Origin of the sequence: Geodermatophilus amargosae (assembly GCF_900116515.1) — a bacterium.
Classification (GTDB): Bacteria; Actinomycetota; Actinomycetes; order Mycobacteriales; family Geodermatophilaceae; genus Geodermatophilus; species Geodermatophilus amargosae.
This window is the reverse complement of record NZ_FPBA01000004.1, coordinates 206,849-225,773: the sequence shown is the minus strand read 5'-3', so window position 1 is coordinate 225,773 and position 18,925 is coordinate 206,849. Positions and strand designations below refer to the sequence as shown.

At 74.0% G+C, this 18,925-nt stretch carries 14 protein-coding genes; 9 read left to right on the top strand and 5 right to left on the bottom strand.

Annotation, left to right across the window (positions count from 1 at the left end; genetic code table 11):
* From BM414_RS08265 to BM414_RS08250, 4 genes are read left to right on the top strand one after another with little or no spacing between them, the layout of a single operon-like run.
* Window positions 1–279: a sarcosine oxidase subunit delta gene (locus BM414_RS08265; protein WP_093578950.1), complete on the top strand. Its 279-nt coding sequence runs from the start codon at window positions 1–3 to the stop codon at window positions 277–279.
* A complete protein-coding gene (locus tag BM414_RS08260) occupies window positions 276–3,146 on the top strand; it encodes a 2Fe-2S iron-sulfur cluster-binding protein (RefSeq protein ID WP_093578949.1) in 2,871 nt (956 codons plus the stop codon). Before BM414_RS08265 ends, BM414_RS08260 begins: the two co-directional genes overlap by 4 nt.
* On the top strand, window positions 3,139–3,723 hold the full coding sequence (locus BM414_RS08255; protein WP_093578948.1) for a sarcosine oxidase subunit gamma: 585 nt from the start codon (window positions 3,139–3,141) through the stop codon (window positions 3,721–3,723). Before BM414_RS08260 ends, BM414_RS08255 begins: the two co-directional genes overlap by 8 nt.
* A 53-nt stretch (window positions 3,724–3,776) precedes the next feature.
* Window positions 3,777–6,257 carry a GcvT family protein gene (locus tag BM414_RS08250; protein WP_093578947.1) on the top strand — a complete coding sequence of 827 codons (2,481 nt, stop codon included), beginning with the start codon at window positions 3,777–3,779 and terminating at the stop codon, window positions 6,255–6,257.
* 64 nt (window positions 6,258–6,321) lie between these two features.
* Here the strand turns inward: BM414_RS08250 and BM414_RS08245 are convergent, their stop codons facing one another.
* Window positions 6,322–6,990: a GntR family transcriptional regulator gene (locus BM414_RS08245; protein WP_245784573.1), complete on the bottom strand. Its 669-nt coding sequence runs from the start codon at window positions 6,988–6,990 to the stop codon at window positions 6,322–6,324.
* A 140-nt stretch (window positions 6,991–7,130) separates the two neighbouring features.
* Here BM414_RS08245 and BM414_RS08240 point away from each other — a divergent pair, with 140 nt between their 5' ends.
* On the top strand, window positions 7,131–8,504 hold the full coding sequence (locus BM414_RS08240) for an L-serine ammonia-lyase (protein WP_093578945.1): 1,374 nt from the start codon (window positions 7,131–7,133) through the stop codon (window positions 8,502–8,504).
* A 10-nt stretch (window positions 8,505–8,514) separates the two neighbouring features.
* Entirely contained in the window at window positions 8,515–9,363 is an 849-nt protein-coding gene (purU, locus tag BM414_RS08235) for a formyltetrahydrofolate deformylase (RefSeq protein WP_093578944.1), read from the top strand.
* Window positions 9,364–9,426: 63 nt separating this feature from the next.
* On the opposite strand, the gene BM414_RS08230 is transcribed toward purU, so the two are convergent.
* Together BM414_RS08230 and BM414_RS08225 are read right to left on the bottom strand one after the other, a co-directional pair.
* Entirely contained in the window at window positions 9,427–10,830 is a 1,404-nt protein-coding gene (locus BM414_RS08230; protein WP_245784572.1) for a threonine/serine exporter family protein, read from the bottom strand.
* Between the two features lie 197 nt (window positions 10,831–11,027).
* Window positions 11,028–11,756 carry an enoyl-CoA hydratase/isomerase family protein gene (locus BM414_RS08225; RefSeq protein WP_093578942.1) on the bottom strand — a complete coding sequence of 243 codons (729 nt, stop codon included), beginning with the start codon at window positions 11,754–11,756 and terminating at the stop codon, window positions 11,028–11,030.
* A 268-nt stretch (window positions 11,757–12,024) separates the two neighbouring features.
* On the opposite strand from BM414_RS08225, the gene BM414_RS08220 reads away from it, so the two are divergent.
* From BM414_RS08220 to ald, 3 genes are all read left to right on the top strand, one after another.
* Complete coding sequence (locus BM414_RS08220; RefSeq protein ID WP_175551494.1) at window positions 12,025–14,115, top strand: SpoIIE family protein phosphatase; 2,091 nt, start codon at window positions 12,025–12,027, stop codon at window positions 14,113–14,115.
* A gap of 208 nt (window positions 14,116–14,323) precedes the next feature.
* Window positions 14,324–15,718 carry an aspartate aminotransferase family protein gene (locus BM414_RS08215; protein ID WP_093578940.1) on the top strand — a complete coding sequence of 465 codons (1,395 nt, stop codon included), beginning with the start codon at window positions 14,324–14,326 and terminating at the stop codon, window positions 15,716–15,718.
* A gap of 100 nt (window positions 15,719–15,818) precedes the next feature.
* On the top strand, window positions 15,819–16,949 hold the full coding sequence (gene ald / locus BM414_RS08210) for an alanine dehydrogenase (protein ID WP_093578939.1): 1,131 nt from the start codon (window positions 15,819–15,821) through the stop codon (window positions 16,947–16,949).
* Window positions 16,950–17,099: 150 nt separating this feature from the next.
* On the opposite strand, the gene BM414_RS08205 is transcribed toward ald, so the two are convergent.
* The gene (locus BM414_RS08205) at window positions 17,100–17,864 is read right to left on the bottom strand and encodes a hypothetical protein (protein WP_093578938.1); all 765 of its coding nucleotides are present in this window, start codon (window positions 17,862–17,864) and stop codon (window positions 17,100–17,102) included.
* A gap of 115 nt (window positions 17,865–17,979) precedes the next feature.
* The gene (locus BM414_RS08200; RefSeq protein ID WP_093578937.1) at window positions 17,980–18,822 is read right to left on the bottom strand and encodes a Rossmann-fold NAD(P)-binding domain-containing protein; all 843 of its coding nucleotides are present in this window, start codon (window positions 18,820–18,822) and stop codon (window positions 17,980–17,982) included.
* Between the last annotated feature and the right edge of the window lie 103 nt (window positions 18,823–18,925).

The window sequence follows — 18,925 nt, the reverse complement described above, 5'->3', positions numbered from 1 at the left end:
GTGCAACTCATCGCATGCCCGTGGTGCGGCCCCCGCGAGGAGGTCGAGTTCTCCTACGGCGGCCAGGCCCACGTCCCGTACCCGGACGACCCGGGGGCGCTCTCCGACGAGGAGTGGGCGCACTATGTGTTCTTCCGCGCCAACCCCAAGGGCCGCTTCGCCGAGCGCTGGAACCACAGCGCCGGCTGCCGCCGCTGGTTCAACGCGATCCGCGACACCGCCACCTACCGCTTCGAGCGCGTCTACCGGCTCGACGACCCGAAGCCGGTGATCCCGTGACCAGCACCTCCCGCACTCCCGAGGGCGGCCGCATCGACCGCGCGACCACCGTCGAGTTCACCTTCGACGGGCAGACCCTCACCGGCCACCCCGGCGACACCCTGGCCTCGGCGCTGCTCGCCTCCGGCCGGCACCGGGTCGCCACCAGCATCAAGCTCGGCCGACCGCGCGGCATCGCCGCGGCCTGGGCCGAGGACCCGGGCGGCCTCGTGCAGATCGAGGAGCCCTTCCCCGAGCCCATGCTGCTGGCCACCACCGTCGAGCTCCACGACGGCCTGGCGGCCCACGCCCTGCCGGGGCAGGGCCGCCTCGCCGACGTCCCCGACTCCGCCCGCTACGACGCGGTCCACCACCACGTCGACGTGCTGGTCGTGGGCGCCGGACCCGCCGGGCTGGCCGCCGCGCTCACCGCCGCCCGGGCCGGCGCCCGCGTGGCCCTGGTGGACGAGCAGTCCGAGGCCGGCGGCTCCCTGCTGTCGGGCACCGACCGGCTCGACGGCGTCCCGGCGCTGCAGTGGGTCGCCGCGGCGGTCGCCGAGCTGGCCGGGCACCCGGAGGTGCTGCACCTGCAGCGCACCACCGCGTTCGGCAGCTACGACGACGGCTTCGTCCTGGCACTGGAGCGGCGCACCGACCACCTCGGCGCCGCCGCGCCCAAGCACGTCTCCCGCCAGCGGGTGTGGCGCATCCGGGCGCGCTCGATCGTCGTCGCGACGGGGGCGCACGAGCGTCCGGTCGTCTTCGCCGACAACGACCGCCCGGGGATCATGCTCGCCGGCGCCGCCCGGACCTTCCTGCACCGCTACGGCGTGCTGCCCGGCCGCCAGGCCGTCGTGTTCACCACGAACGACAGTGCCTACGACGCCGCCCTCGACCTGCACCGCGCGGGCGTGCGGGTGCAGGCGCTGGTCGACGCCCGGCCTGAGGGCTCACCGCGCCGGCGCGAGGAGTGCGAGCACGCCGGCATCCGCGTCCTGTCCGGTGCCGTCGTGACCGGCACCCAGGGCGTCGAGCGGGTCACGCACGCCCTCGTCGCCCCGTTCGCGGACGGGGAGGTCGGTGCCGGCAGCGCCATCGCCTGCGACCTGCTGCTGGTCAGCGGGGGCTGGAACCCCGCGGTGCACCTGTTCAGCCAGGCGCGCGGCCGGCTCCGCTATGACGAGGCCCTCGGCGCGTTCCTCCCGGGCGAGGAGCTCGACGGCCTGGCCGTCACCGGCTCGGCCGCCGGCGTCTTCGACCTGGCCGGCTGCCTGGCCGACGGTCAGCGCGGAGCCGGCGCCGCGCTGGGCGCCCTGGCCATCCCTCCGGCGGGGGAGGACCGGCTGCCCGCCGCCCCCGAGCCCGTCGTCCCGGCCGCGCCCCTGGTGCTGTGGCGGGTGCCGGACACCTCCGGCGCCGAGGGCAGCACCTCGTTCGTCGACCTGCAGCGCGACGCGACGGTCGCCGACATCGCCCGCGCGGTCGGCGCCGGCCTGCGCTCCATCGAGCACGTCAAGCGCTACACGACGATCGGGACGGCGCACGACCAGGGCAAGACCTCCGGCGTCCTGACCTCGGGGATCACCGCCGAGCTGCTGGGGATCCCGGTGCAGGACACCGGGACCACCACGTTCCGGCCGCCCTACACCCCGGTCGCCTTCGCCGCTCTGGCCGGCCGCGACCGTGGCCGGCTCTTCGACCCCGAGCGGGTCACCGCCCTGCACGAGTGGCACGTGGCGGCGGGGGCGGTCTTCGAGGACGTCGGCCAGTGGAAGCGTCCCCGCTACTACCCGCAGCCCGGCGAGGACATGGAGGCCGCGGTCCTCCGGGAGTGCGCCGCGGCCCGCACCGGCGTCGGGATCCTCGACGGGTCCACGCTCGGCAAGATCGACGTCCAGGGTCCCGACGCCGCCGTCCTCCTGGACCTGCTCTACACGAACCTGATGAGCAGCCTGAAGGTCGGTTCCGTCCGCTACGGGGTCATGTGCGGCGTCGACGGCATGGTGATCGACGACGGCACGGTGCTGCGCCTGGCCGAGGACCGCTTCCTCGTCCTCACCACGACGGGCGGCGCGGCGAAGATCCTCGACTGGATGGAGGAGTGGGTCCAGACGGAGTGGCCGGAGCTGCGGGTCCACTGCACCTCGGTCACCGAGCAGTGGGTCACCCTCCCCGTCGTCGGTCCGCGGTCCCGCGACGTCGTCGGCGCGGTCTTCCCGCAGGTGGACGTCTCCACCGAGGCCTTCCCGTTCATGACCTGGCGGGACACCACCCTCGACGGAGTGCCGGTCCGGCTGGCCCGGATCAGCTTCTCCGGCGAGCTCGCCTTCGAGGTGTACGTCAACCCCTGGTACGCGGTGGCGGTGTGGCAGCGGCTGCTCGAGGCCGGCCGGCCGTACGGCATCACGCCGTACGGCACCGAGACCATGCACGTCCTGCGCGCGGAGAAGGGCTACCCGATCATCGGGCAGGACACCGACGGCACCGTCACCCCGCACGACCTGGGCATGGCCTGGGCGGTGTCGAAGAAGAAGCCCGACTTCATCGGCAAGCGCTCCTTCACCCGCCCGGCCAACGCCGACCCGCTGCGCAAGCAGCTGGTCGGGCTGCTGCCGGTGGACGGGCAGACCGTGCTGCCGGAGGGCTCGCAGATCGTCGAGTTCCTCCCCGACGGCGAGCTGCCGCCTCCGCCGGTCCCGATGCTGGGCCACGTCACCTCCAGCTACCGCAGCGCCGCACTCGCCCGCCCCTTCGCCCTCGCCCTGGTCAAGGGAGGCCGGTCCCGCGTCGGTGACACCGTCCACGTCCCCGTCGACGGCACCCTCGTCCCGGTCGAGGTCACCGGCTCCGTGCTCGTCGATCCCGAAGGAGCCCGTCGCGATGGCTGAGCTGCTGCGCACCCACCCGCTCGAGGGGTGGAGCGCCGCCTTCGAGCGCCTGCCCGACACCGTCCGCATCACGGTCGAGCCGTACGTGGCGATGGTCGACGTCCGCCTCGGGCCCGTTCCCGCCGAGGCGTCGACGGCGCTGGGCGTCGACCTGCCGACGGCTCCGAACACCTGGGTGCCGGCCGGCACGGGGCGGGCCGTCTGGCTCGGCCCGGACGAGTGGCTGGTCAGCAGCACCACCGAGACCCCCGAGGAGCTGGAGGCCCGCGTCCGGGCCGCCGTCCTCCCACTGGGCGGGTCCGCGGCGGACGTCTCCGCCCAGCGGATCGGCCTCCGGCTGACCGGTGCGCGGGTGCGCGACGTCCTGGCCAAGGGCTGCTCCATCGACCTGCACCCACGGGTCTTCGGCCGGGGGAGGAGCGCCCAGACGGCGCTCGGCCAGGCGGGCGTCGTCCTGCTGGCCCTCTCCGACGCCGGCGACAACCACGGCGTCCTCGTCCGGTCGTCGTTCGCCGGATACCTCGCCGAGTGGCTGCTCGACGCGGCCCTCGAGTTCACCCCGACCCCCACCCGCTGACCGCGCTCGTCGGCCAGCACGCCCGGATCCACCAGCAGTCAGGAGCGAGAGCCATGTCCGCCACCCCTCGTGTGGTCGTCATCGGAGCGGGGATCGTCGGCGCCAACCTGGCCGACGAGCTGACCGCCCGTGGCTGGGACCGCGTCACCGTGCTCGACCAGGGACCCCTCCCGCTGACCGGGGGCTCCACGTCGCACGCCCCGGGTCTGGTCTTCCAGACCAACGCCTCCAGGACGATGACGGCCTTCGCCAGCTACACGGTGGAGAAGCTCGCGGGCATCGACGTCGACGGCGCCTGGTGCTTCAACCAGGTCGGGGGCCTGGAGGTCGCCACCACCCCGGAGCGGCTCGCCGACCTGCACCGCAAGCAGGGCTGGGCCACCTCCTGGGGTGTGGAGTCCCAGGTGGTCGACGCGGACGAGTGCGTGCGGCTGCACCCGCTGGTCGACCGCGACCGCATCCTCGGCGGCCTGCACATCCCCACCGACGGCCTGGCCAAGGCCTCCCGGGCGGTCGTCGCCCTGGCCCGCCGCGCGGAGGCCCGGGGCGCCCGCTTCCAGGGCTCCACCCGGGTCACCGGCATCGAGCAGGCCGGTGGCCGGGTCACCGGCGTCCGGACCCCGGACGGGGTCGTCCCCGCCGACATCGTCGTCTCCTGCGCCGGCTTCTGGGGCCAGGAGCTCGGCGCGATGGTCGGGATGGACGTGCCGCTGCTGCCGTTGGCCCACCAGTTCGCCTGGACCGGCCAGGTGCCGGACCTGGTCGGCCGCAACGACGAGCTCAGCGAGGCGAGCCTGCCGATCCTGCGCCACCAGGACCAGGACCTCTACTACCGGGAGCGCGTCGACCGCCTGGGCATCGGGTCCTACGCCCACCGGCCGATGCCCGTGGACCTGCGCGAGCTGCCCCAGGGCGGCAGCGATGACACGGACGTCCGGGAGTCGTCGATGCCCTCGATGCTGCCCTTCACCGAGGAGGACTTCGCCCCGGTCTGGGAGCAGAGCCAGCTGCTGCTGCCCTCGCTGCGCTCCTCGAAGATCGACACCGGCTTCAACGGCATCTTCTCGTTCACGCCGGACGGCGGCCCGCTGATCGGGGAGTCCGCGGACGTGGCCGGCTTCTGGATCGCCGAGGCGGTGTGGGTGACCCACTCCGCCGGCGTCGCCCGGGCGGTGGCGCAGCTGCTGGTGGACGGGCGCAGCGAGATCGACCTGCACGGCTGCGACGTGCACCGCTTCGAGGACGTCCAGCTGGCGCCGGAGTACGTCAGCGAGACCTCCCAGCAGAACTTCGTCGAGATCTACGACGTGCTCCACCCCCTGCAGCCGAGGCTGTCCCCGCGCGACCTGCGGGTGAGCCCGTTCCACGCCCGCCAGCAGGAGCTCGGCGCCGTCTTCCTCGAGGGCGGTGGCTGGGAGCGGCCGCACTGGTACGAGGCCAACGCGGCCCTGGTGGACGAGCTGCCGGCGGCGTGGGTGCCGCCGGAGCGCGACGCGTGGGCGGCGCAGTTCTGGTCCCCGATCGCGGCGGCGGAGGCGTGGAAGACCCGCACCGCCGTGGCGGTGTACGACATGACGCCGCTCAAGCGCCTCGAGGTGAGCGGGCCCGGCGCCCTCGCCCTCCTGCAGCGGCTGACGACCGGCGAGATGGACAAGTCGGTCGGGGCGGTGACCTACACGCTCGCCCTCGACGAGGCCGGCGGCATCCGCAGCGACCTCACCGTCGCCCGGCTCGGGGAGCAGCTGTTCCAGATCGGCGCCAACGGCCCGCTGGACCTCGACCACCTCCGGCGCCAGGCGCCGGACGACGGCAGCGTGCAGATCCGGGACACCACCGGCGGCACGTGCTGCATCGGCCTGTGGGGCCCGCGGGCCCGCGACGTCGTCCGGGGGCTCACCGCCGACGACTTCTCCGACGACGGGCTCAAGTACTTCCGCGCCAAGCGGGCCCGGATCGGGGGAGTCCCGGTGACGGCGATGCGGCTGTCCTACGTCGGTGAGCTGGGCTGGGAGATCTACACCAGCGCCGACAACGGCCGGCGGCTGTGGGACGTGCTGTGGGCCGCCGGCCAGGAGCACGGCATCGTCGCCGCGGGCCGCGCGGCCTTCAACAGCCTGCGGCTCGAGAAGGGCTACCGCGCCTGGGGCCACGACATGACCACCGAGCACGACCCCTACGAGGCCGGTCTCGGCTTTGCCGTGCGCAAGCAGAAGAAGGACGACTTCGTGGGGCGGGAGGCCGTCGCCTGGATGAGTGGCGACACGGTGAGCCGACGGCTGTCCTGCCTGACGATCGACGACGGACGCAGTGTCGTCCTCGGCCACGAGCCGGTGTTCGTCGACGGCCGGCCGGCCGGGTACGTGACCAGCGCGGCGTTCGGGCACACCGTGGGCCGGCCGATCGCCTACGCCTGGCTGCCGGCCTCGGCGACCGTCGGGACGAGCGTCGAGATCGAGTACTTCGGCACCCGGATCCCGGCCACCGTCGCGGCCGAGCCGCTCGTCGACCCGGACATGACCCGGCTCCGCGGCTAGCCCGCTCCCTCCGCCGGACCGGCGGGCGGCCACCGACCGGGGCCGCCCGCGCCGGGGTCCCTGGTCAGATCACCGCGCGGATCGCCTTCTCGAAGCCGAGCACGTGCACGCGGGCGAGGTCGTCGGCCCGATCGGCGTCGCCGGCGGCGATCGAGCGGAGCAGCTCCACGTGCTCCCCGACGTGCTCGTCCACCGTGGGCAGCCGGTCGAGGAACAGGCAGAAGATCCGCGTCGCCAGGTTGTCGTAGCGGATCAGGACGTCCTCCAGGTGGGGGTTGCCGGCCGCCCGGTAGATGGCACGGTGCACCGCGAGGTCCCAGCGCATGAGTTCCGTCCGGTCGAGCTGGGCGACGTCGAGCTGCTGGATGTGCGAGGCCAGCTCGTCGAGCTCGGAATGCGCCGTGCGGACGGCTCGCTCGGCGGCGCGACGGGCCGCCAGCGGCTCGAGCTGGGCGCGGATGTCGGAGATGTGCGCCAGATCGGAGATGTCCATGCCCGTCGCGAACGTGCCCCGCCGCGGGTAGGACACCACGAGCCGGTCACCCTCGAGGCGCTTGAGCGCCTCGCGGACCGGGGTCCGGCCCACGCCGAGGTCCTTGGCCAGCTCGTCGTCGTCGATCGGATCGCCCGGGCGGATGTCGAGCATGATCAGCCGGTCCCGGATCGCCACGTAGGCCTTGTCCGCCAGGGACGTGGCAGCCGACGGGTCCAGGTCCAGCGGTGCGACGGTCACGGGCAGATCGTAGAGGTTGGCGGCCAACGGGTCTTGCCTCCTCAGGGGGATCGACATACCGTCACGATACAACTGATATACCACGGCGGTCGCGACGGCCCGGGCCGTCGTGACCACCGGCAGGGGAGAGGGAGGCACGGGTGACCATCAGCGCCTTCGACCTGTTCAAGGTGGGGATCGGCCCGTCCAGTTCGCACACCGTCGGTCCCATGCGGGCCGCCTGCGCCTTCGTCTCGCGCCTGCGGGAGGAGGAGCTGCTGGGACGGGTGGCCGGCGTGCGGTGCGAGCTGTTCGGATCGCTCGGCGCCACCGGGCACGGCCACGGCAGCGTGAAGGCGGTCGTCCTCGGGCTGGAGGGTGAACAGCCCGACGTCGTCGACCCGGTCGCGGCCGAGCCGCGGGTCGAGGCCATCCGCCGCGAGGGGGAGCTCCGGCTGGCCGGCGAGCACCCCATCGCGTTCTCGGTGGACGACGACGTCGTGCTGCACCGGCGCAAGCGGCTGGAGTTCCACAGCAACGGGATGCTCTTCGTGGCCGTCGACGCCGGTGGGGCAGAGCTCCGACGGCGCGAGTACTACTCGGTGGGCGGCGGCTTCGTCCTCGACGAGGACGCAGCCGGGAACCCGGTGATCGTCGAGGACAGCACGCCGGTGCGGTACCCCTTCCGCACCGGCGAGGAGCTGCTGGCGTGCACCCGGGAGACCGGGCTGCGCATCAGTGACGTGATGCTGGCCAACGAGCTGTGCTGGCGGACCGAGGCGGAGGTCCGCGCAGGCCTGCTGCACGTCTGGTCGGTGATGCAGGAGTGCGTGGAGCGCGGCACCCGCACCACCGGCGTCCTGCCCGGGGGACTCAGGGTCCGCCGGCGGGCGGCTGCGCTGCGCGCCCAGCTGGAGGACCAGCGCGACGAGACCGACCCGCTCCGCGCGATGGAGTGGGTGACCCTCTACGCGCTGGCGGTCAACGAGGAGAACGCGGCCGGCGGCCGGGTGGTCACCGCGCCGACCAACGGCGCCGCCGGCATCGTGCCGGCAGTCCTGCACTACTACCGCGACTTCATCGACTCCTGCTCCGAGGACGGCATCGTCCGCTTCCTGCTCACCGCCGCGGCGGTCGGGCTGCTGTTCAAGGAGAACGCCTCGATCTCCGGTGCGGAGGTGGGCTGCCAGGGGGAGGTCGGCTCGGCCTGCTCCATGGCTGCCGCCGGCCTCGCCGAGGTCATCGGGGGCACCCCGGAGCAGGTGGAGAACGCCGCCGAGATCGGGATCGAGCACAACCTCGGCCTCACGTGCGACCCGGTCGGGGGACTGGTGCAGATCCCCTGCATCGAGCGCAACGCCGTCGGCTCGGTCAAGGCCATCACCGCGGCCCGCATGGCCGTGCGCGGTGACGGGCGGCACCACGTCCCGCTGGACAAGGCGATCAAGACGATGCGCGAGACCGGCGCGGACATGAAGGACAAGTACAAGGAGACCGCCCGTGGCGGGCTGGCGCTCAACATCGTCGAGTGCTGAGGAGGCACCCGTGTCCCACCCGTTCACGCTCACGCTGAGCTGTCAGGAGCGTCCGGGCATCGTGCACGCGGTCAGCTCGTTCCTTTTCGAGCACGGCTGCGACATCGTCGAGCACCAGCAGTTCGACGACGCCGCCCGCGGGCAGCTGTTCCTGAGGACGGCGTTCGTCTGCTCGGAGGACACCGACACCGAGCGCCTGTCGGCGGACTTCGATGCGGTGGCACAGGAGTTCGGCATGTCCTACCAGGTCGCCGACGACCACCCACCGCGCGTCCTCGTCATGGTGTCCAAGCTGGGCCACTGCCTCAACGACCTGATCTTCCGCTGGCGTGCCGGCAGTCTCGGGGCCGACCTCGTCGCCGTGGTCTCCAACCACGAGGACCTGCGTCCGATGGCCGAGGCCGCCGGGCTCCCGTTCCACCACGTGCCGGTGACGCCGGCCACCCGACGGCAGGCCGAGGCGCGGCTGCTCGAGCTGGTCGACGAGCACCGGGCAGACCTGGTCGTGCTGGCCCGGTACATGCAGGTGCTCTCCGACGAGGCGTGCGCCGCCCTGCACGGCCGGGCCATCAACATCCACCACTCCTTCCTGCCGGGCTTCAAGGGCGCCAAGCCCTACCACCAGGCCTTCGACCGCGGGGTGAAGCTGGTCGGCGCGACCGCGCACTACGTGACGCCGGACCTGGACGAGGGCCCGATCATCGAGCAGGAGGTCATCCGCATCGACCACACCTTCGACCCTCGTGCCCTGGCCACCGTCGGTCAGGACGCCGAGGCCCTCGCGCTCTCCCGGGCCGTGCGCTGGCACAGCGAGCGACGGGTGCTGCTCAACGGCCACAGCACGGTCGTCTTCCGGTGAACGGGCCGCAGGAGGTCTGACGCCGACCGGGTCCGCGGTGCCGCCGCCCGACCGGAGAGCGGCTCAGTCGGCGGTCATCGCCCGCCGGCGGACCCGTTCGTCGTAGCGGTCCCGCTCGCCGCTGACCGGCCGGCCGAGGTACCCGCCCAACGTGACGCCGGCGGCGAGGGCGAGACCGATGGCCAGGGCCCCGACGAGGGCGGCGAGTCCGCCGTCGATGTCGGCGTCGACGACGATCGTGAACAGGCCGTGGTAGATCGCCAGTCCGGGCAGCAGGGGGACGATGCCGCAGACGGCGACGAGCTGCGGTGGGACCCGTAGCCGCTGGGTCAGCGCCTCGCCGCAGAACCCGAGGACGACGGCGGCGAACCCGCTGGCCAGGGCCGGACCGGCACCCACTCCGCTCACTGCCCAGAACGTCGTCCAGGCCAGCGCTCCGGCCACCGCGGCGAGGCCGACGGCGCGCGGCCGGGCATGGCTGGCCAGGGCCCAGAACCCGGCGATCCCGGCCGACGCGGCCAGCGCGACGGGGAAGGACACCGGGACCGGTGAGGTGTCGACGACGGTCAGCGGGAGCCGGGCGCGCTGGGCCAGGTCGAGCACACCGGCGATGCCCACGACGATGCCGGCCGTCAGGGTCACCACCTCGAAGGCCCGCGCCCCGGCGGTCACCGGGAAGCCGCTGATCGCGTCCTGGGCCGCGCTGACCAGGGACAGGCCGGCGAGGAGGACGACGATGCCGGCGGCGACGACCAGCGAGGTCCGGACGTCGACGTCCCAGGCGGCCAGGAGGACGGCGACGCCCGTGGCGAGCGCGGCCCCGGCCACCTGCTGGAAGAAGACCGGCAGGCTCTGCCGGTTGAGCACGCGGAGCACCTGCTCGATCACGGCGGTGGTGAGCGCCGCGACGAGGGCCTCCAGCCACCCACCGCCGAGGACGAGCCCGAAGCAGGCGGCCACGCCGGCCCAGGCCAGCGTGGTCACGATCCGGCGGTACGTGACGGGCGCCGACACCACCTGGTCCAGTCGGCGGTGTGCCTCCTCGACGTCGAGGTCGCCCGCGCCGATCGCACGGGCCAGCTCGGTGATCCCCTGCAGCCGGGTGTAGTCGGTCCGGCTCATGCGCACGATCCGCATCGCGGTGAGCGGAACTGCGTCCTCCCGGTCGAAGCTGACCGTGAGTGAGGTGAACGTGATGTCCACCTGGCAACTGGTCAGCCCGTAGGCGGCCGCGACCCGCAGCACCGTCGCGGTCACGTCGGCGGAGGGAGCCCCGACGGCCAGCATCGACGCCCCGATGCGCAGCGCCAGGCCCAGCGCAGCGTGCGCGGTGAGGTCGTCCATCCGGCTGGGCTGGGCCCGCAGGCCGATCGGCGCGGTCGGCGGGCTGCTCCCCGCGACCGCCCGCCAGGCCCGCTCCGGGAGACGCGCGTACGGCATGCGGCGGTTCGGAGGCCAGGCGGGCACGCCTCCAGGCTATGCGTGGTGCCTGCTGACCGACCGTCGCGTGATGGCTCCGGGACACCGGCGACGCCTGGGGGAGCAGCGAAGGCGTGCTCCGATGGACCGCGGTGGGCTCGCTGCGTCCTCCTGGGGTGGTCGGGTCGACCATCGACGCGACCGATGGGCTCCCGCCCATCGACCGTTCCTCGCGGGCAGTGCGGTCAGCGCCGGTCCAGCGCCTCGAGCACGGCCCCTATCCGCAGCCGGGTGTCGTCGGAGGCCCAGCCGGTGAGGACGGCCGCGTCGTTCCCGGCGGTCGCCTCGATCGCCGCGTTCGCGGGACGGTGGAGCTGGACCTTGGCCAGCCGGTAGGACTCCGGCGACCGGGCGGCCAGCTCCGTGGCCAGCGCGAGCGCGCGCGGCAGCAGCTCGCCGGGCTCGGGAAGTTCGTCGACCATCCCCAGGGTCAGCGCCCGCTCACGGTCCTCGGCCCGCGCGCCGAGCAGCACGTGGCCGGCGCGGGAGCCGAGTGCGTGCCGGATGATCTCCAGGGCGGACGTCGGGAAGGGGACGCCGACCGCCAGCTCGGTCAACCCGATCCGTCCGCCCGACATCAGCCGCGAGTCGCAGGCCAGGGCCAGCACGCAACCACCGGCGATCGCGTGCCCGTTGACCGCCGCGACCGTCGGCCGCGGGTGGTCGAAGACGGCGCGGAACGTGCGCGACAACGCCGCCAGGAGTCCCTCGGTGTACGGCCGGCCGCCGTCCAGGATCCGGCGCAGGTCCACCCCGGCGGAGAACGACGCGCCGCTGCCGGTGATGACCAGCGCCCGGTCGGACGCTGTGACGGCCTCGGTGAGGGCGTCCAGCAGCTCGACGTCGAGGGCGCCGACCCGGCCGTGCTCGATGCGCAGAACGGCGACGTCGCCCCGGTCCTCGGTGATCAGCACCCGGCCATCATCCACACACCAGGGTCTGGTGCCGGACGACGGCCCTCTCGCGCGACCAGGCCGCCGAGGGCTCCCCCTCGAGCAGGCGACGGCCTCCGCCTCGGGGACCTGCGCGCGGTCCGGAGGCGGGTGCGGCAGGGGCCGCTCCGTCCTGCGAGCCGGCGCCGTCTCCCATCCGGTTCGGTCCGTGGCGCATGGTGGTGCAGGAGACGGGGGTAGGGGCCCGCGGGCGCACTCGCGTCCGGGCACTACGGGAACGGGTGTGCGTGTGGACGACCGCGGCGGGACAGAGACCGACCTGCCCAGGTCCGCCGACGTCTCCATGACCGTCCACGACGGCACGCCGGGTCGGGCGGAGAACCGCAGCGGCGTCGACGACGGCGACGGGCTCGACCGGTTGGTCGGGGAGGCGCGCGTCGTCCGCGGGGCGTTCGACCAGCTGCCGTTGATCGTGGCGGTGTACGCCGGTCCCGAGCACACGGTGGTGGCCAGCAACGCCGCCATGCGTGCGTTCTTCGGCCGGGACGAGATCATCGGGCTGCCGATCCGCCTCGCGCTGCCGGAGCTGGCCGGGCAGCACGTCTTCGAGCTCCTCGACGAGGTGTACGCGACCGGCCGCAGCCGGGTGGCGTGCGAGTGGCGGCTGCAGGTCGACCCGGGGAGCACCGGCGAGCTGCAGGAGGTGTACCTCGACTTCCACCTGGCCCCGACGCGCACCGGCGAGGGACACGTGTCCGGCGTCGCCACCTACGCCTACGACGTCACCGAACAGGTACGGGCCCGGCTCGTCGCGCAGGCACGTGCCGCCGACGCCGAGCGACGCGCCCAGGATGCCCGGGACGTGGTCACCACGCTGCAGGAGGCCCTGCTCCCGTCGGACCTCCCGGTGCTGCCCGGGGTCCGGACAGCGGCCCGCTACCTGGTCGCTGCCCGGGACCAGGTCGCCGGCGGGGACTGGTTCGACGCCGTCCCGCTGCCCGGTGGCGGCGTCGCGCTGCTCGTCGGGGACGTCGTCGGGCACGGGGTGGCCGCCTCGGCGGCCATGGGCCAGCTCCGCGCCGTCCTCGACGACGCACTGGTGACCGGCTGCCGCCCGGACGAGGCGCTGGCACGGGCCGACGCGTTCGCCGCCCGGAACCCCCGGCTGAACGCCACGACCGTGGCCCTGGTCGTGCTGGACCCGTCCACGGGAGAGCTGAGCTACGCCTGCTGCGGGCAGCCACCTCCCCTCGTCGTCGGCGAGGACGGTTCGGCCCGCTACCTCGGCGACACCGGCGGCCCGCCGTTGGGCACCCGTGCCCCGGGCACCGGTCCCGTCCTGCGGACCGACACGCTCGCGCCCGGGGAGACGGTGCTGCTCTACAGCGACGGCCTCATCGAACGACCGCACCGCAGCCTCGCCGACGGCATGGCCGAGCTGGCGAAGGTCGCCGCCGACGCCGCGGCGAACCGGGCGCTGCCACTCGGCGCGCCCGCCACCCCGGCCGAGCGGGTGTGCCGGCTGACCGTGGAGCTGCTCACCCGCACCGGCTACGACGACGACGTCACCGCCCTGGCGGCCCACCGCCTGCCCGAGCCGCTGCCGGCCCTGCACGCCGCGGAGCCCACCAGCCGCGACGGGGTCCGCCGGCTGCGGCGCACCGCGGACGCGTGGCTGGACCGGCTCGACCCGGCCGGCGAGGACCGGGACGCCGTCGAGCTGGCGGTGTGGGAGGCGGTCGCCAACGCCGTCGACCACGCCTATCCCCCTGGCCATCCCGGCCCGGTCAGGATCGACGCCGTCCTGCTGCCCGACGGCGTGCTCGAGTGCCGCGTCACGGACCAGGGCCGGTGGCGCGAACCCGATCCCGGCGCCACACACCGCGGCCGCGGGCTGCTGATGGCGCAGCGGCTCACCGACTCCCTGCACGTGCAGCGCTCCACCGACGACGGCACGGGGACCGTGGTGACCCTGCGGCACCGGCTGCACCGGCCGGCGATGCTCGGCTCCGAGGTCGGGCGCGACGACGCGGCACGGCCCCGCCCTCCGTTCGCCGTGAACGTGGAGCACGGGCAGGAGGACGGGGGCCCGGGGCGTCCCGGAACGCCCGGCACGGTGCGGCTCCGGGTGTCCGGGCCGGTCGACGTCACCACGGTCGAGACGCTGGCGCGGCAGCTGTCGGCGGCCTCCCGCGGTGGGGTGCTGCCGATGACGGTCGACCTCACCTCCGTGACCCTGCTGGCCAGCGCCGGCGTGCAGGTCCTCCACCGGATGCGCGAGCAGCTCGCCGCGCACGGTCACGCGCTGGTCCTCGTCGCGCCCCCGGGCGGCACGGCCCGAGCGGTGCTCGACCTGGTGCGCCTGCCGGCCGTGGACTGATGCCGGCTCCCCGACGGGCTGTACGGCGGCCCACGGGAGGCGACACAGTGTGTGTCGTGACTCCCGGGCCGGCCGCCGTCAGGATCGGGACCGTGCCGACGGACCTCGTCGCGGCCGCCCCTGACGTGAGGGACCACGCGACGGGTGGGCCCGTGGCCCGCCCGGGTCCCCGCGACACGCCCGCGGACCCGAGCCAGGAGGAGCCCGGATGACCACCTCGATGGAGCAGCCCCCGGCCGGCGTGCCGGACGCGACGGCGGCCCGCGCCGCCGACCACCTCTGGATGCACTTCGCCCGCCAGGGCCGCCACCCGGAGACGCCGGTCCCGGTCGTCACCCGCGGGGAGGGCGCCTACATCTGGGACAACCGCGGCCGGAAGATCCTCGACGGGCTGTCCGGCCTCTTCGTGGTCCAGGTCGGGCACGGGCGCCGGGAGCTGGCCGAGGCGGCCGCGAGGCAGGCCGCCGAGCTCGCCTACTTCCCGGTGTGGGGCTACACCACCCCGGTGCAGGCCGAGCTGGCCGAGCGGGTCGCCGACCTCGCGCCCGGCGACCTGGACCGCGTCTTCTTCACCACCGGCGGGGGAGAGGCCGTGGAGTCGGCGTGGAAGGCCGCGAAGCAGTACTTCAAGCTGATCGGCAAGCCGCAGAAGCACAAGGTGATCAGCCGCGCGGTGGCCTACCACGGCACCCCGCACGGCGCTCTGGCGATCACCGGCCTGCCGGCCATGAAGAAGGACTTCGAGCCGCTGGCCCCCGGCGGCTTCCGGGTGCCCAACACCAACCTCTACCGCCACCCCGAGTTCGCCGACGACCCGAAGGCCTTCGGCCGCTGGGCCGCCGACCGGATCGAGGAGGCGATCCTCTTCGAGGGCGCCGACACCGTCGCCGCCGTCTTCCTCGAGCCGGTGCAGAACTCCGGCGGCTGCCTCACGCCACCGCCGGGGTACTTCGACCGGGTCCGCGAGATCTGCGACCAGTACGACGTGCTGCTGGTGTCCGACGAGGTCATCTGCGCGTTCGGCCGGCACGGCGCGACGTTCGCCTGCGAGAAGTTCGGCTACACCCCCGACCTGATCACCTGCGCCAAGGGGATGAGCTCCGGCTACGGCCCGATCGGCGCGATGATCGCCTCGGAGAAGGTCGTCGAGCCCTTCCTGCGTCCCGGCGTGGCGTTCCCGCACGGCTACACGTTCGGCGGCCACCCCGTCTCGGCGGCCGTCGCGCTGGCCAACCTCGACCTCATGGAGCGCGAGGGGCTCAACCAGCGCGTGCTGGACAACGAGGCGGCACTGGGCGCCACCCTGGGGAAGCTGCTGGACCTGCCGATCGTCGGCGACGTCCGCGGCGACGGCTACTTCTGGGCCGTCGAGCTGGTCAAGGACAAGGCCACCCGGCAGACCTTCGACGCCGCCGAGCGGGAGCGGCTCGTCCGCGGCTTCCTGCCCGGCGCGCTGTTCGACAACGGCCTGTACTGCCGCCCCGACGACCGCGGCGACGTCGTCGTCCAGATCGCCCCGCCGCTCATCTGCGGCCAGGCGGAGTTCGACGAGATCGAGCAGGTCCTGCGGCAGACGCTGACCGAGGCCCAGACCCTCGTCTGACGCCAACCCGTGCCACCGGGCCGCGACGGCACCCGACGCCGCGGTCCACGACGACCGCTCCGGTGCGACCGCACCGGCGCACGACCGGAGGACGCACGCCATGAGCACGCTCGTCGTCGGAGTACCGAGTGAGATCAAGGACAACGAGAAGCGGGTGGCGCTCACCCCGGACGGCGTCGTGGAGCTCGTGCACGACGGTCACCGCGTCGTCGTGCAGTCCGGCGCCGGCGTCGGGTCGCGGTTCACCGACGACGAGTACGCCGCCGTCGGAGCCGAGGTCGTGCCGACCGCCGACGAGGTGTTCGCCGCGGCCGACCTGGTCGTGAAGGTCAAGGAGCCGGTGCCCGAGGAGTACCACCGGTTCCGGCCGGGCCAGCAGCTGTTCACGTACCTGCACCTCGCCGCCGACCGCGGGCTGACGGAGTTCCTGCTCGAGCGGCGGATCCACTCCATCGCCTACGAGACGGTGCAGACCGCCGACCGGAAGCTGCCGCTGCTGACCCCCATGAGCGAGGTCGCCGGCCGGATGGCCGTGCAGGCCGCCGCGCACCACCTGGAGAGCCCGGCCGGGGGAGCGGGGATCCTGCTCGGCGGCGTGCCCGGCACCCCGGCGGGGCAGGTCCTCATCATCGGCGGCGGCGTCGCGGGGACCGAGGCGGCGAAGATCGCACTGGGGATGCGGGCCATGGTCCGGGTCCTCGACACCAACCCGTCCCGCCTCGCCTACCTGTCCGACATCTTCGGTGGCCGGCTGGACCTCGTGACGCCCAACCGGGCCCGGACGGCCGCCTACGTCGCCGAGGCCGACGTCGTCATCGGCGCGGTCCTCGTGCCCGGCGCCAAGGCACCCGAGCTGGTGAGCCGGGACATGATCGCCGCGATGCGCCCGGGCAGCGTGGTCGTCGACATCGCCATCGACCAGGGCGGCTGCTTCGAGACCAGCCGGCCGACCACCCACTCCGACCCCACCTACGTCGAGGAGGGCGTCACCCACTACTGCGTGGCGAACATCCCCGGCGCGGTCGCCCGCACCTCGACGCTGGCCCTGACCTCGGCCACGCTGCCGTACCTGGTCCGGGTCGCACGCCACGGCGTGGTCGGCGCGGCGCAGGCCGATCCCGCCCTGCGCCTGGGCCTGAGCACGCTCGACGGACACCTCGTCCACCAGCCGGTCGCCGAGGCGCACGGGCTGACCGCCACCGACGCCGGGGAGCTGCTCGCGGCGCGCTGAGGTCGGCCACCAGGGTGGACGACCCCATCGTCACCGGGCGCGGCGAGTCGCTCCGGCGCAGCCCGTCCGGCCCGCCGGGGCGTTCGCCGAGCCACCGATCGCTGCTGCCGGGGGTCCCGCCCGTCTGCGGGGGAGGACGGACGGGCCGGTTCAGGCCTCGTCAGCGTCCTGCTGGACCTCGCGCTCGGGGATCGTCTCGACGGTCACCGCCACGGGTGCAGCGGGCCCGAAGACCCTCGTGGCGGCCGTGATCGTGCTCCTCAGGACGTACTGCATGTAGTTGGCGGCGGCCATGGGCCCGACGCCGAAGGGCAACAGCCCGGCCAGGAGCGGCGGCCCGACCGCCAGCGCCCATGCCCGGAGGATCTCCGACTGCGAGGCGGCGATCTCCTGTCGCTCCTCCGCCGTCAGGGCCGCCAGGGCGTCGTAGGCAGCGGCCTCTCCGAGCAGCGACGCGTGGCGTCCCAGGATGGCGTCGGGACGGATCCTCCCGGTCTTGTCGAGCTTGACCGCCCCCTCCGTGAGGACGAGGAGGACGGCGGTGCGGGTGAGCTCCGGGTCGGTGAGGTCCCTGTCGTGCAGCAGTCCCACCTTGATCGTCGCGCTCACCGCCTCCTTCAGGACCTCCCGCAACGCGACCGGGACCGCGGCGGCCGAGATCGCCGTGCCGACGCCCGGGAGGATCGACGGCAGGGAGTAGGAGACCGCCCGCGCCGCCCTGATCCGGTTTCCGCGGGTCACCTGGCCGACCAGGTCTCCCGGCGCGACCAGGGGCCTGCCCGCGCGGACCTTGTCGACGGCCTTCTGGGCGTCCTCGAGGGAGGGTTGCAGGGTCCGGTTGATCAGCGCCATCGCCCGCTCGACGGTCGCCTCGAGGTCGAACTCCGGTTTCGGGAGGTTGAAACCGCTGGTCATGGTGGGCTCCTGTCCGTCGGCGACGCGTCGAGGATGCCAGCCGGACGTCCGGGAGGGAGACCGCAGGGGGCAGACGCCGCACCCTCGACGGTGGGCACGGCCGGCCGGGACGCCGTCAGGCCGCGCGTCCCAGGACCGGTCCGGAGCCGGCGAGGAAGGCCTCCAGCGTCCGTGCCGGCCGTCCCGTCACGCCGTGGACCGTGTCGGTCACGACGGCGAAGACGCCGGCCTGCACGCGCTCGAACGTCAGCGCGGTGAGCTCCCGCTCGAAGCCCCCGGTCCCGGCGATCGCGTCGTCGATCGACACCTCCCGGTGGACCACCGGGCGCCCCGCGGCACGGGAGAGCAGCTCGGCCGTCCGCGGCAGCGAGAGGGGCTCCGGCCCGGAGAGCTCGTACACCCGGCCGGCGTGCCCCTCGTCGAGCAGTGCCCGCCCGGCCACCGCGGCGATGTCCCGGGCGTCGATCCAGGCCACGCTCGCGCCACCGCTCGCGAACGGCAGCTCGCCGGTGTCCACGAGCCGGTCGCGGTAGAAGCGCGGGTCGGTGAAGACCTGCATGAACCAGCTCGGCCGCAGGATCGTCCAGCTCCGTCCGCTGCCGCGTACCGCCCGCTCGGCCCGCAGCGCCCACCCGTCGGGGCCGACGGAGTCGGCGTCCTGCTCGGACAGCAGGACGACGTGGGCCCGGGCCGGCGTCCGGTCGAGCAGGGCGCCGATCAGCTCCGGCGCGTCCGCGCGGTCCGGCCGGACGACGTACACCGCGTCGACGCCGTCGGTCGCCGCCGGCCAGCCGGAGGGGTCGTCCCACGAGAAGGCGGTCGGCCGGACGCCGTCGACGGTGACCGTGGCCGGGTCGCTGCTGCCGCCGAGGACCTCGACGCCCGGCCGGGGGGCGAGCAGCTCCGCCAGCGGGCTCCCGGTCTTGCCGCGGACCCCGGTCACCAGGACGCGGGTCATGACGGCTCCTCCGTGACCGGACGCTCCATGATGGTCACCTCCCGGTACTTGAGGCACTCAAGCTCTTCGGGTCCATGGAAGCACGATCGCTTCAGCGGCTCAA